Annotated in this window: 10 protein-coding genes and 3 pseudogenes; 5 read left to right on the top strand and 8 right to left on the bottom strand. The window is 68.7% G+C overall.

Annotated features, from left to right (window positions below; genetic code table 11):
* Positions 1-49: 49 nt before the first annotated feature.
* Positions 50-199 carry a hypothetical protein gene (locus OG562_RS03230; protein ID WP_266393384.1) on the bottom strand — a complete coding sequence of 50 codons (150 nt, stop codon included), beginning with the start codon at positions 197-199 and terminating at the stop codon, positions 50-52.
* Between OG562_RS03230 and OG562_RS03225 the strand changes: the two genes are divergently transcribed.
* From OG562_RS03225 to OG562_RS03215, 3 genes are all read left to right on the top strand, one after another.
* Positions 198-554 carry a hypothetical protein gene (locus OG562_RS03225; protein WP_266393379.1) on the top strand — a complete coding sequence of 119 codons (357 nt, stop codon included), beginning with the start codon at positions 198-200 and terminating at the stop codon, positions 552-554. The genes OG562_RS03230 and OG562_RS03225 overlap by 2 nt on opposite strands.
* Positions 555-609: 55 nt before the next feature.
* Positions 610-912 (top strand): hypothetical protein, encoded by a 303-nt coding sequence (locus OG562_RS03220; RefSeq protein WP_266393377.1) that lies wholly within the window; start codon positions 610-612, stop codon positions 910-912.
* A 735-nt stretch (positions 913-1,647) separates the two neighbouring features.
* Positions 1,648-3,327: a hypothetical protein gene (locus tag OG562_RS03215; RefSeq protein WP_266393375.1), complete on the top strand. Its 1,680-nt coding sequence runs from the start codon at positions 1,648-1,650 to the stop codon at positions 3,325-3,327.
* Between the two features lie 581 nt (positions 3,328-3,908).
* Here the strand turns inward: OG562_RS03215 and OG562_RS03210 are convergent.
* The 3 genes and pseudogenes from OG562_RS03210 to OG562_RS03200 form a co-directional block, all read right to left on the bottom strand.
* A complete protein-coding gene (locus tag OG562_RS03210) occupies positions 3,909-4,037 on the bottom strand; it encodes a hypothetical protein (protein ID WP_266393373.1) in 129 nt (42 codons plus the stop codon).
* A gap of 28 nt (positions 4,038-4,065) precedes the next feature.
* Positions 4,066-5,013: a hypothetical protein gene (locus OG562_RS03205; RefSeq protein WP_266393371.1), complete on the bottom strand. Its 948-nt coding sequence runs from the start codon at positions 5,011-5,013 to the stop codon at positions 4,066-4,068.
* A gap of 373 nt (positions 5,014-5,386) precedes the next feature.
* A pseudogene (locus OG562_RS03200) lies at positions 5,387-5,527 on the bottom strand (NAD(+) synthase); the annotation flags it as partial.
* Between the two features lie 51 nt (positions 5,528-5,578).
* Here OG562_RS03200 and OG562_RS03195 point away from each other — a divergent pair.
* Positions 5,579-5,800: pseudogene (locus OG562_RS03195) on the top strand (HSP90 family protein); the annotation flags it as partial.
* Positions 5,800-6,133: pseudogene (locus OG562_RS03190) on the top strand (hypothetical protein); the annotation flags it as partial. The pseudogenes OG562_RS03195 and OG562_RS03190, both read left to right, overlap by 1 nt.
* Positions 6,134-6,303: 170 nt before the next feature.
* On the opposite strand, the gene OG562_RS03185 reads toward OG562_RS03190, so the two are convergent.
* From OG562_RS03185 to OG562_RS03170, 4 genes are all read right to left on the bottom strand, one after another.
* Complete coding sequence (locus tag OG562_RS03185) at positions 6,304-8,685, bottom strand: carbohydrate binding domain-containing protein (RefSeq protein WP_266393369.1); 2,382 nt, start codon at positions 8,683-8,685, stop codon at positions 6,304-6,306.
* Positions 8,682-9,200 (bottom strand): hypothetical protein, encoded by a 519-nt coding sequence (locus OG562_RS03180; protein ID WP_266393367.1) that lies wholly within the window; start codon positions 9,198-9,200, stop codon positions 8,682-8,684. The genes OG562_RS03185 and OG562_RS03180 overlap by 4 nt, the downstream gene beginning before the upstream one ends.
* Positions 9,201-9,265: 65 nt before the next feature.
* Positions 9,266-10,219, bottom strand: coding sequence for a glycosyl hydrolase (locus tag OG562_RS03175; protein ID WP_266393365.1), 954 nt, complete (start codon positions 10,217-10,219; stop codon positions 9,266-9,268).
* Between the two features lie 44 nt (positions 10,220-10,263).
* Positions 10,264-11,790 (bottom strand): alpha-N-arabinofuranosidase, encoded by a 1,527-nt coding sequence (locus OG562_RS03170; RefSeq protein WP_266393363.1) that lies wholly within the window; start codon positions 11,788-11,790, stop codon positions 10,264-10,266.
* Between the last annotated feature and the right edge of the window lie 15 nt (positions 11,791-11,805).

The raw sequence follows: 11,805 nt of genomic DNA, 5'->3' as shown, positions 1-11,805 counted from the left end.
CGCTACGCAAGGTCTCCTTCCGGACCCCTCGCTTGCCGCCGTGAGGAAATCATCCGCTGTATCGATGCATGATACCTGGCTGCATCTTGTCGTCCACGACGGGGCGGCGGCCGTGCAGAAATGGGGATCTCTTCTGCATACCGATGCGCGCCTGGATTTCCGGCATGAAGCCTTTCTCGATGCGAAGGTGATATTGCATGGCTCGTTCTCCGGCGCTGAAGCTCGCCGAGGTTCTCGCGGAGATCCGTATGAGTCTGCTCACGGCGGTTGCCCAGCAGCGCGGGCGCGGCCCTCACCTGGAGGCGTTCTTCGGCTGCATGTACTACGCGGCGACGCGGCCTGCGGAGGTCATTCATCTCCGGCTCGGACAGTGCCATCTGCCCGACTCCGGATGGGGGATGCTCAACCTGTCGGGTGGCGTCGTCACAGGGTGCAAAGAGTGGACGGACGGCGGTTCGGTGCACGAGGTGCACTCCCTCAAGCGCCGCGCGGCTACCGCGACCCGGCCTGTGCCCATCCCGCCGCAGTTCGTACGCATGCTCCGCGCACATTGAACGCTTCGGCGTGGCGCCGGACGGCCGACTGTTCCGGAACGAGGCCGGCAACTATGTGGACGCAGCTGCATATGGCACAACGTGGGCGCGGGCACGGAAGTACGTCCTGACCCGTACAGAACTCGCCTCCGAGCTGGCCAAGCGGCCCTACGATCTCCGGCACGCCGGGATCTCGTTCTGGCTGTACTCCGGTGTGGACCCCGCCGAGTGCGCTCGTCGCGCGGGCCAGAGCATGGAGGTCCTCTTCCGCCACTACGCCAAGTTCCTGGACGGCGTCCGAGAGCAGGCCAACCGCCTCATCGAGCAGTCCATGCAGGAGTGGGACCGTGTCAGCCAGGGCGCGGAGTCTGAAGGGTGAGTAGGGGTTGGTCCGTGACTGGTCCGGAAGTACTGGTCAGGATCGGGACAGCGGTGGGAGGAACTGGGAGTTATGACGTAAGTCGGTCCCTGCTCTGGGCGGGCCGAGAGGAAGGTGCCTGGCGGGCAAAAGCCCAGGTCAGGCACCTTTTTTCGTGCCTCTAGAAGAAGCCCAGCTTCTTCGGCGAGTACGAGACCTGGAGATTCTTCGTCTGCTGGGGGTACACGCCTTGCGTGTGGCTGACCTGTGGAAATAGCTTCTGCTGAAGCCGGTGGAGGGTTGCCGGCCCGGGAATGGTCCGGATCATGGTCGGGGGGCGATCCGGCTGATGTCCGTAGTCCGCTTGGGTAGGAGGCCCCAGTCCGGATCCTCCACCCATTCCGGAGCGGTTCAGTGCATGATGTCGGCCTCCTGGTGCTGGCGCTGTCAGCGAGTTGCGCCATCCGTGCAGCGTGGTTCAACGCTGCCCCGGCGGGCGGGAGACGAGCCGATACGGGCTTGCCGTGCGACGGCGTCAGCGCCTCGAACGAACGGCCCGGACGTCCGGTGGCGGCACGCGCGGCAGCCGGCCGAGGGGCCGAGGCGCTGATGTGGTGCGCGATACGCGAGTGGGTGCGACGGACGGGAGAAACCCGGCCGTGACGCCTGCGCGGGTCCGCGAGTTCCAGGAGCCCTCAGGGCCACGAATTCCTCGGCGGGCTTGTACAGCGTCCGTAGCGCACCGGGAAAGCCCCTATGCCCCTACAGTCCTTCACCCTGCCGACCCCTGCCTCACTGCAACCCCCAGCATCGGCACTGCGCCGGGAACGCCGTTCGTCCGGACCGGCGAGGTACCGCGTCCCGCTCCTCGCCATCGCCGCCGTACTGCCCCTGTACCGGGGGTGGGATGCCGTTCTTGCGACGGACGGCGGTGACCTCGCCGCGCAGTACGCGTGGGCGGGGTTCGTGGGCAGGCACCCGGTCACGCCGTACGGGCTTTTCTGGTTCGGCGGGATCCACACCGTCAACTACAGCGTCATATCACCGCACTTGATGGCACTGTTCGGTGTCCGTGCTGTCTCCGTGCTGTCCGGGGTCAGTGCCACCTGGCTGCTGGCCGTGCTGCTGGAGCGCACCGTTCCCCGTGTGTCGCTGTGGCCCGGGCTGGTCGGAGCGCTGGGCCTCTGGTACAACGTCGTGCTCGGCCGCACCACGTTCGCCCTCGGTCTGGCCTTCGCTCTCGCGGGCCTGCTCGCCGTGGCCGACCGTGCGCCCCGCCCGTCCCGGCTTGCCGCCGCCGTGTTCGGGGCGCTGTGCGCGACCATGGGCAGCCCGGTGGCCGGGCTCTTCCTGCCGGTGGGGGGCGCCGGATATCTGGTCGCCCGGCAGTACGGCAAGTGTCTCGCCCTGACGCTCCCGCCCGTCGCCGTCGTCGGCTTGACGACCCTGCTGTTCCCCTTCCATGGCGAACAGCCCATGGCCGCGGGCCGGATGATCCTGCCCGTGCTGTTGTCCGCCGCCGTGGTGTGGGCGTCCTCGCGCAAGTGGCGGGTGGTGCGGGCAGGCAGTGCCCTGTACGCCGCCGGGGTCGTCCTGGCTTGGCTGGTCCCCTCGCCGATCGGCAACAACGTGGAGCGCCTCGCCCTGCTCTTCGCCCCCGCGGTGTTGCTCGCGGCCGCGCTGCACCGCCGCTCCGGAGCCACCGGGAACGGCGTACGCCGAACTCATATGCGCGCGATGGCTCTGGTGACCGCTCTCTCCCTCTCCTATCTCTGTGTGACGTCGCTGATGCATCTGCGGAGCCCGGACCCCGTTCCGGGCTGGGTCACGCACACCGACGGAGTGCTCGCCGCGCTCGCCCGCCTGGGTGCGGACCGCGGCCGGGTCGAGTTGCCGACGGATCGCGACCATCGCGGGGCCAGCCTCCTCGGCCCGCACGTCGAACTGATGCGGGGCTGGAATCAGCAGTTGGACGTGGAACGGGGACGCCTGTTCTACGAGGGCGACCTCGACGGGCCGCGGTACCACGCCTGGCTGCGCCACTGGGCGGTGGGCTACGTCGAGCTGCACGACGGCCCGCCCGATCGGTCCGCGGAGCGCGAGACCGCTCTGATCAAGGAGGGACAGCACTGGCTGGAGCTCGTCTGGCACGACCGGTACTGGAAGATCTATCGCGTCCGCGACACTCTGCCGCTGGTCTCCGCCCCGGCCGAGTTGCAGCAAGCGGGAGAGGCAGGGCTGACCTTGAGGATGCCTCGCGCCGGGACGAGCACCGTGCGGATCGCGTATTCGCCGTGGTTGCGGGCCGAGGGAGCGTGCGTCAGCGCGGACGGCCCGTGGACCCGGCTGACCGTGCCCAGGGCGGGCGTGTACCGACTGACCTCGGACTACGCCGCAGGGCCTGTCGACGATCGCGGCTGCTGGTCGGCAGGGTGAGGGAATTCCGTCTCCGCCGGGACGCATTTATGGAGACGGACCGGCCGAGGTCGTTCGCGTTCACCGGCGGGTCTCCGCAGCGGTGGGTCCAACTCTCCACTTGCCGAGGACCTTGCCGTGCTGACCGACACCCTCGCCACCGGGCCGGCGACCGTCGTCGGTCACTCCCGTCGTCCGGGCCGGGGCAGGTCCAGAACAGGCAGATGCGGTCGAGGCCGGCGAGGACGGGTTCAAGGCGTCGCACGCCGTGGTCTCGGCCCTGTGCGGAGCAGCAGCGCTTGTAGCCCGTTGCCGTCGGCGCGGTCCGAGAAAGCCGGTGCCGGGCCGTCCGGTTCGGTTGCGCAGGGCGCGGTTGTCCACGGCGGCCGGATGCCCTTCTCGCGCCAGTCGCCCGCCGGCCGTGTGACGGACGGCGGACGGGCCGCCGAAGCGGTGCGGCGGGCAGACGCCGGTCTGAGTAGGTGACGGTGACCCGGGGTGGGGGTGGGCGCATGCGGCGCCCGTGAGAAGGGCGTGGGGAGGGTGGTCTGCTCAAACATCGGCGCGGAAGACATAGGAGGTGACGCTCTGGGCCGGCAGGCTCAGCGAGGTGCTGCCGTCGGACACGGCCGGCCGATCGCGGTCATGTTCTCGCCGGCGCTGGTGCGGTAGGCGCCGGCGGCCGAGACGTCGCCGGACGGCAGCCGGACGTCCACGGACGGGGCGTTCATCCTGGTGGCCGACGGCCGGATCACCTGATCAGGTGCCCGTCGCTCCCTCGCCCGCCTCGACCAGACCGATGGCCTCCGGGAAGCTGGAGGCGAACGCCTTGTGGGCGGGGTCGGTCTCCTTGCAGGCGGCCTCCCGGAAGAGGCGGATCAGCTCATGCCGGTCCGCGTCAGGCGCCTGGTTCATCCGCCTCAGCAGGGTCCCCGTCCACGCTTCGGTGATCTTGACGGCGTCATCGTCGTCGACGGTGTCCTCGTCGGCCAGCGCGATACTGCCGAGCAGAGCCGTGTACGCGGCCGCGAGCACTTGAGACCGGGTCACCGAATTGTCGGCTGCGGCTGGCGGTTCCTGCGCAGGGAGGCAGAGTTCGTCGGGAAGTTCCAGCAGCGACCGGTCTGCATTCCAGAAGGTTCTATAGACCATGTCCTGGCTGTGCATCGCTCCAGCCAGCCTGCGGAAGACGCGGGCGAATTCCTGCCGGTCGTCGTCCGCCAGACGGTGCAGACCGTCCTGCACGATCCGGATGCCCCGTCCGGTGAGCCGCGCCTTGCCCTCCACGCTGATACCGGCTGGCTCACCGGAATCGTCACCGCTCGGATCGCAGGAACGGATGGCGGCGATGAGACCGAGTACACCCTCCGTGAGGATGTACTCGATGAACCACTGCCTCGGCTGGCGGCCCGCGACGTAGGTTCCAGGGGCCAGGTCGTTGAGCTCGACCGCGTCACGGGTGCGGAAACCGGCAAGCGTGAGCACGCTTTTGATCGTCTCGTCCATGAGTGAACCGACTCGCGCACCGTGCTCGATCACAGGTTCCCGGAGATCGAGCCCGTCCGGCTCCATGAATTCGAGGACAGCCTCGATCAGGGATTCACCGGCATTCCAGCTGATGTGGACGCCGCCTGCCGGACCATCAATGGTGTCGACGGAAACGCACGCGCCGACCTGCCTGTCGGCCAGGGTGTTGGGGTGTTGCACGTAAGCGGGGAGACCGGCGTGTTGCAGCTGTCGGCATACCGTCTCCGCCAGTGCGTGCCACTCGGCGATGACTTCTTCGGGAGCGTGTGGAATGCCATTTCTTCAGCATTTGCGCGCTTCTGGGGATCAATGTATGTCAAGGGGTCTCCTGAGGGAGCCGTCCGCAGCGAAGGGAATTCGGACTGTCGATTCTCCCATTCACAGATCAAGCCTCCTGCCGGCGTGACGAACAGCGCAAGATTACGGATGCCGGAGGCCCCGCCGGGACGGAAGTGTCGGCGGGGCCTGACAGTGGCTGGATCACCGATCCCGGTCAGTCATGCTTCCTGTGCATGGGGGAACACCACTGTGCTGCGGCTGGAGAACCAGGCAGTTGGGCGATCATGCGCTGTCGGGACTTGATGTTGCCGAGCACGAAGTCCTGGTGGTGGGCGTCGCGGAAGCTCACGTCAGCGCCCAGCACGGCCTCGAGCGCGGCGTCATTACCCGCGGGCTTGATGCCCATGGTCAGCAGGCAGACTTGGCCGCATGGATCACCGTAAAAGGGGCGCGGTCCGTGATGGCCGTCGTCAACGGCGGCTACACCTACGACCGTGAACTGGTCCACCGGCTGCCCGAGATCAGGCCCGAGGCCGTCGTCGCCGACCTCGACCCGGCGACCCTCACCGCCCACCTCGACCCCGTCGACCGGGAGACGGAACTCGCTGCCGCCTACCTCGCCCAGGCCCGCGACGCCCTCGCCGTCTTCGACTGCGACGTCGCGCTGCGCACCTTCCAACCCGCCTCCAGGAGGCCCGCCTGCTGCGGCTGCGGGCGAGCGCGCTCGGCCTGCGCCTGCAGGCGTCGGGGAGCGAGGCGCACGTCGCGCCGGTCCTCGCCGAGGTGGATCTGCCGCACGCGTTCGCCACCCGGCACGACCTCGACGGGCAGATCTCCGGCGCCTCATGCTGCGGGCCAGCACGCACGCCATCTCCGGCGTCCTGCCCGCCGCGGTCACCGAGATCGACGCCCTCCTCGACCGGCTGAAGGCGCACGGCCCCGCCTGGCACCTGCCCCGCACGCGGACCTGACCGAAGGCCTGCGACTGGCCGCCGACCGGTCGGCCGACGCGGTCGACTCCGGCTTCAACCGCACCGGTGGCACGCGCGCTGCCCCGGGCTCCGCCGATCCTGTGAGGATCGGCGGAGCCCGGGGCAGTGAAGTGAGTCTGTGCAGTGCGCCTTCCGCACCAGGAGGCGTGGGTGTCCGGCCCGTGGCCGGCCGGACACGTCCACGCCCACCGGGTGTTGTTCACTGCTGGGTCAGGGTGACCTCGTCGCAGTAGCCGTCGCCGCTTCCGGAGACGAGGTGGCAGTAGACGCGAGCGGTGGTCACGCCTGCCCCTGTGGTGAAGGTCGTCGACTGCTTCGAGTAGGTGCTCAGCGTGGTCGAGGCACTCGCGACGGCGGAGCCGTTGTAGAGCTTGGCCTCCAGTGCCGTCGTGGTGCCGGCGGTCTGGCTCGCGAGCGCGCCGGTCAGCCGGTAGGTCGTGTTCGGCGTGAGGTTGTAGACGATCTGCCACAGGGAGCCGCTGCTCAGGGACGAGTTCGTCAGCGCGGCGGCGTTGCCGTTGGACGCGGTGCTCGTGAGCGAGTAGTCCCCGTTGCGCCAGGGCACGGTGTGGCCGGACTCCAGGTTGCCGTTGACCACATAGTTCTTGACGGGGGTGACGGCGAGGTCGTCGCAGTAGCCGTTCCCCGTGCCCGAGCTCTTGTAGCAGTACAGCCGCGCGGTGTTGGCCGTCGCCCCGGTGGTGAAGTCGGCGGAGACGTACGTCCAGGCGGTGCCACTGGCGCTTGCCGTCGTTTCGAGGCCGCCGGTGTTCTTGACGCCGACGTTCATGACCTCGCCAGCGACGGCGGACTTCACCCAGCCCGAGACGCGGTACGTCGTCCGGGGCGCGACGGGGACGGACTGTTCGACGGAGGCGGGCGACGGCCCGACCCGGACGGCGTAGGTTCCGGTGTGTGCGCCGGAGTTCACCACCGAGGCGGAGTTCCACGGGCTCCACGCCGTGAGCGAACCCTTCTCGAATCCGAGGTTCTCGTTCGCGAGGCAGGTCGCGTCGGAGGGCGTGCTGTACTGGTCGGCGCCGATGTCGGGTGCGCAGACCGAGGGGACGGTCGAACCCCAGTAGTCCTGGCCGCCGTTGCCGGGGACGACGACTCCCGCGCCGATCGCCGGGGACGATGCGGTGAGCTGGTAGCCCGCGACGCTGCCGATGCCCGTGCCGCCGCTGCCGGGCGAGACCAGAAGCGGATCCGCGGTGATCTTTCCCGGGTCGGACGGCTCACTGGCCGGGTGGTTGCCGTAGAAGAGGTTGTTCCGCCAGGAGAAGTTCGAGGCGGTCTGGCCGGTGGTGTAGACGTATCCGCCGCTGCCCAGGTTGTAGATGATGTTGTTGGCGAGCGTGAGGTCGTTCCAGGCGCCCGTGACCTCGAGGATGTTCGCGGTGGATCCCGAGGGAAGGTAGATCGTGTTGTTGTAGAACGCGGAGTCCTGCGATCCGTCCATGGTGATGACGCGAAGACGGTCGTCCTCGCTGACGTTGTAGCGGACCGCCGCGTTGCTGGCGAGGTGTGACCCTCCGCCGCAGCCGCAGAAGAGGATGAATCCGCCCGCGTTGTCGTGGCTGTAGTTGTACTGGACGACGGTGCCGTCCTGACCGTAGTCGACGTCGAAGCCCTGGCCGTCGGTGTTCCCGGAGTTCTTCTGGGTCCCGTACGCCTCGTTGTACTGGATCACGGTGCCATCGGAGTCCCAGGCCCAGATGCCCGCGTTCGCCGAGTTCGCCTTGGCCGCGTTGTAGACCACGTTGTGCTCGATGACGGCGTTCTGCGACATCTGCACGACGATGCCGTCGCCGTCCGTGTCATGGACGGTGTTGTTCTCGACGACGACGCCGGTCCAGGGTGTCCAGGCCGGAGTGTTGCAGCCGATGGACGGCCGGCACAGCCATGTGCTCGACATGTTGATACCGCTGCGGGCGACGTTGGCCACCGTGTTGCCGTCGATGTCGACGTCGTTGAAGACGCTGGGCGTCGTGGTCCCGAGAACGGCGAAGAGAATGCCGGCGCTGCCGTCGACTTCCTTCGACTGGTTTCCGTTCACGTCGTGGACGTTGAGGTTGCTGATCTTGTAGTGGTCTCCGGTGCCGTAGTTCTCGAGCACCACGTAGACACCGCGTCGCGCGTTCGCCCCCTTCACGGCGCCGGTGTTCGTCACCTCCAGGTTGGCTATCTCCCAGTACTCCTGGTTGTAGAGGTAGACCGCGTCCGTGCCGCCGCCTCCGGCGATGACCGGCAGGGCGCCGGTGCCGTAGGCGTCGATGGATATGGAACCGCCTGCCGCGCTGCCCGAGCCCAGCGGGTGCAGGGTGCCGGAGCAGGTCGTCCCTCTCTTCAGCAGCAGCTGGTCGCCGGGGGCGAACGTCGTCGCGTTGGGGCCCGCCAGTGAGTTCCACGGTGATCCGGAGGTGCCGGTCCCGTTGGCCGGAGCGGAACAGTCCACGTAGTAGGCCGTGCCGGCCGCGTGGGCCGGCACGGCGGGCGTCAGCGCTACCGCCGCGCAGGCGAGCAGCATCGTGACGACCGCACTGACTATGAACCGTTGCGTCTCTCTTACGTGTCTCATGGTGACTCTTTCCGTACGACGTTGTCGGAAGGGGCGGACGGGCTCGCCGTGACCTTGCGGAGCGCGGCGACGATCGCCTGGGTGGGAGCGGGGTGGTTCGACCAATCGGCGGCCACGTGTCCGTCGGCGCCGATCAGCAGTGTGTGGAGCTGTCCGTCCGCGGACAGCTGTGTTCCGGCGGAGGCGGAGTCCGCGGCGACCACGAGTTCGGGCCGCACGGCCCAGTTCGCCGCGAAGTTCTGCAGTGCGGCATCGGTCGTATGACCGTCCGAGTCGCTGATGAGGACCCGGACACCGGGATACTGCAGCGCCACGCTCCTGAGCGACGGGATCTGGCTCCGCGCGGCCGCCGCGTCGACATCACCCTGGTCGTCGATGGGAAGGGCGGACACGACGGTCGGGCCCGATACGGCGATCCGTTTCCCGTCGAGCAGGGTCACACCTGAGTCGGCCGGCGCCTCGGCCTGGCATGCGGTGACGAAGAGCAGCGCGGCGGCGAACGGGATCACGCGCATGAGGTGTGCTGCCGAATGGAAGGGCGGGCGTCGGCCTCGCGCGATCCGAGGGCGATGGACTCGTGTCACCGGACCGGCCCTTCGAGAGGCAGGACGGGGGCCTCAAGGGCTTCGTCGCGGTCGCACACGAGGGTGTCCCCGTTCACCCGCAGGCGGGCGACCTGGATCGAGCTTCGCCGGTCGGCGTAGCCGCCGTCGGCTACCGCGCCCTCGGCGGATCGCCCCGGGTGCGTGAAGTAGAAGACGAAGGCGCCGAGTTCGCTGGTGACGACATCGGCGTGGAACCCGTAGGACGCGTCGTCGGTGCCCTGCCCGGGGCGGTCGAGAACGAGTCCTCGCGGTTCCCACGTCTCCAGGTCCCGCGAGTGAAGAACCCTCTGGCCGTGCCATTCGTCGACGAGCATCCAGTAGCTGCCGCCGAGCTCGAACACGTTCGGGCCTTCGTGCGCCGAGCACTCGACGGCAGGGCCCCGGACGCTCCACCGCGCCAGATCTTCGCTGTCCGCCGCGTAGGTGTGTGCGTGATCGGCCTCGTCCTTGTACCACATGCGGTAGCCGCCCGAGGGGAGCCGCAGGACGCAGGCGTCGATCACTGTCTCGGACGAGAGCGGCAGGGTGGAGCGGTAGGTCCAGGAGAAGAGGTCGTGGCTCGTGTAGTGGCGGATCACGCGTGCGTGGCCCTCCCACCGGGTCGGGACACCGCGGATCACGCTGACGAACATGTGGTACTCGGTTCCGTCGTCGACGATCTCCGGGGCCCAGTAGGTGTGCCGCCCGGGCTCGATGGCCAGCCCTTCGGCGATTCCCCGGTACAGCCAGGTGGCTCCGCCGTCCGAGGAGGACGCGATCCCGACGTCGGTCCCGTGCACCCAGCTCACGTCGTTCATCGGTGGCGCGTCGGCTCGTCGGCTCGTGTAGAACATCCACCACTCGCCGGCATGCCGGTTCCAGATGACGGTGGGATCGGTCGCGCCGTCGTGAACAGGGTCTCGGAACAGAGGTTGGGGCACGGCTGTCATGGTTCTTCCCGGGCGTGAGTGCGGTGGCGTCCTATGACACCGAATCAGTTCTGGCGGTTCGTCAGGCGGATCATGTTCCAGGAGAGCGGCTCGAGTTCGGCGTGGAGGACGCCGCCGGTGAGGGTTGTGCCGGTGGCGGCGTGCGGGGTGACACGGTCGGGCCGGTCCGCGGTGTTGACGGCCTCCGGGTCGCCGTCGGCCAGGGTCAGGTGTTCGACGACGGTGCGGGCGTCGGTGCCGCGCAGGTCGATCTCCAGCGGCAGGACCGTGTCCTGGCCGCGGTTGACGGCGAACACGGTGATGTCGCCGGTCTCGTCGTCCAGCACGGCGGTGGCGTGCAGCAGCGGTACGTCACCGAAGCGGTCGGTGTGGTACGTCGGGCTGTCCACCTCGACGCGCAGCACCCGGCCGCGTCCGTGCGCCGACGCCTGGGCGAAGGGGTAGAACGTGGTCTGCCGCCAGGCCGCGCCGCCCGGTTCGGTCATGATCGGCGCGATGACGTTGACGAGCTGGGCGAGGGAGGCCGCGGTGACCCGGTCGGCGTGCCGCAGCAGGGCGATGAGCAGTGAGCCGAAGACCACGGCGTCGGTGACGGTGTAGACGTCCTCCAGCAGGCGCGGCGCCTGCTGCCAGTCCTCCACGTGGTGCGGGTTGGGCCGCTTCTGGTACCAGACGTTCCACTCGTCGAAGGAGAGGTTGATGTGCTTCTTCGCCTTGAGGCGGGCCCGGACGTGGTCGCAGGTGGCGACGACCGACTCGATGAAGTGCTCCATGTCCACGGCCGAGGCCAGGAAGGAGCCGCGGTCGCCGTCGATCTCCTCGTAGTAGGCGTGCAGGGAGACGTGGTCGACGAGGTCGTACGTGGCCTCCAGCACCGTCGCCTCCCAGGAGGCGAAGGTCGGCATGGAGGAGCTGGAGCTGCCGCAGGCCACCAGCTCCAGGCCGGGGTCGACCTGCCGCATGGCGCGGGCGGTCTCGGCGGCGAGGCGCCCGTACTCCTCGGGCGTCTTGTGGCCGGTCTGCCAGGGGCCGTCCATCTCGTTGCCCAGGCACCACATCCGGATGCCGTACGGCTCCTTGCCGCCGTGGGCGACTCGGCGGTCGGACAGTTCGGTGCCGCCGGGGTGGTTGCAGTACTCCAGCAGCCGTACGGCGTCCTCGACGCCGCGGGTGCCGAGGTTGACGGCCATCATCGGCTCCATGCCGGTCTTCCCGCAGAAGTCCATGAACTCGCCGAGGCCGAACTCGTTGGTCTCGGTGGACTTCCAGGCCAGGTCCAGCCGGTTGGGCCGCTCCTCGCGCGGGCCCACGCTGTCCTCCCAGCGGTAGCCGGAGACGAAGTTGCCGCCGGGATAGCGGACGGTGCTGACGCCGAGCTCCCGGACCAGCTCCAGGACGTCCTGGCGCAGGCCGTCCGCGTCGGCGGTGGGGTGGCCGGGCTCGTAGATGCCGGTGTAGACGCAGCGGCCCATGTGCTCGACGAACGATCCGTACAGACGGGGGTTGACGCTGCCGACGGCGAAGGCCGGGTCGAGGGTGAACCGTGCGAAGGAGGTGCCGGGGTGGGACATGACTGCCTTTCGAGC

The organism is Streptomyces sp. NBC_01275 (assembly GCF_026340655.1).
GTDB lineage: Bacteria > Actinomycetota > Actinomycetes > Streptomycetales > Streptomycetaceae > Streptomyces.
The sequence above is the reverse complement of the archived record's forward strand: the minus strand, read 5'-3'. Positions and strand labels throughout refer to the sequence as shown.

Coding starts and splice junctions, on each gene's coding strand:
- OG562_RS03215 (WP_266393375.1), top strand. CDS start 1,648: ATGCCCCTACAGTCCTTCACCCTGCCGACCCCTGCCTCACTGCAACCC.
- OG562_RS03170 (WP_266393363.1), bottom strand. CDS start 11,790: ATGTCCCACCCCGGCACCTCCTTCGCACGGTTCACCCTCGACCCGGCC.
- OG562_RS03175 (WP_266393365.1), bottom strand. CDS start 10,219: ATGACAGCCGTGCCCCAACCTCTGTTCCGAGACCCTGTTCACGACGGC.
- OG562_RS03185 (WP_266393369.1), bottom strand. CDS start 8,685: ATGAGACACGTAAGAGAGACGCAACGGTTCATAGTCAGTGCGGTCGTC.
- OG562_RS03230 (WP_266393384.1), bottom strand. CDS start 199: ATGCAATATCACCTTCGCATCGAGAAAGGCTTCATGCCGGAAATCCAG.
- OG562_RS03225 (WP_266393379.1), top strand. CDS start 198: ATGGCTCGTTCTCCGGCGCTGAAGCTCGCCGAGGTTCTCGCGGAGATC.
- OG562_RS03210 (WP_266393373.1), bottom strand. CDS start 4,037: ATGAACGCCCCGTCCGTGGACGTCCGGCTGCCGTCCGGCGACGTCTCG.
- OG562_RS03180 (WP_266393367.1), bottom strand. CDS start 9,200: ATGCGCGTGATCCCGTTCGCCGCCGCGCTGCTCTTCGTCACCGCATGC.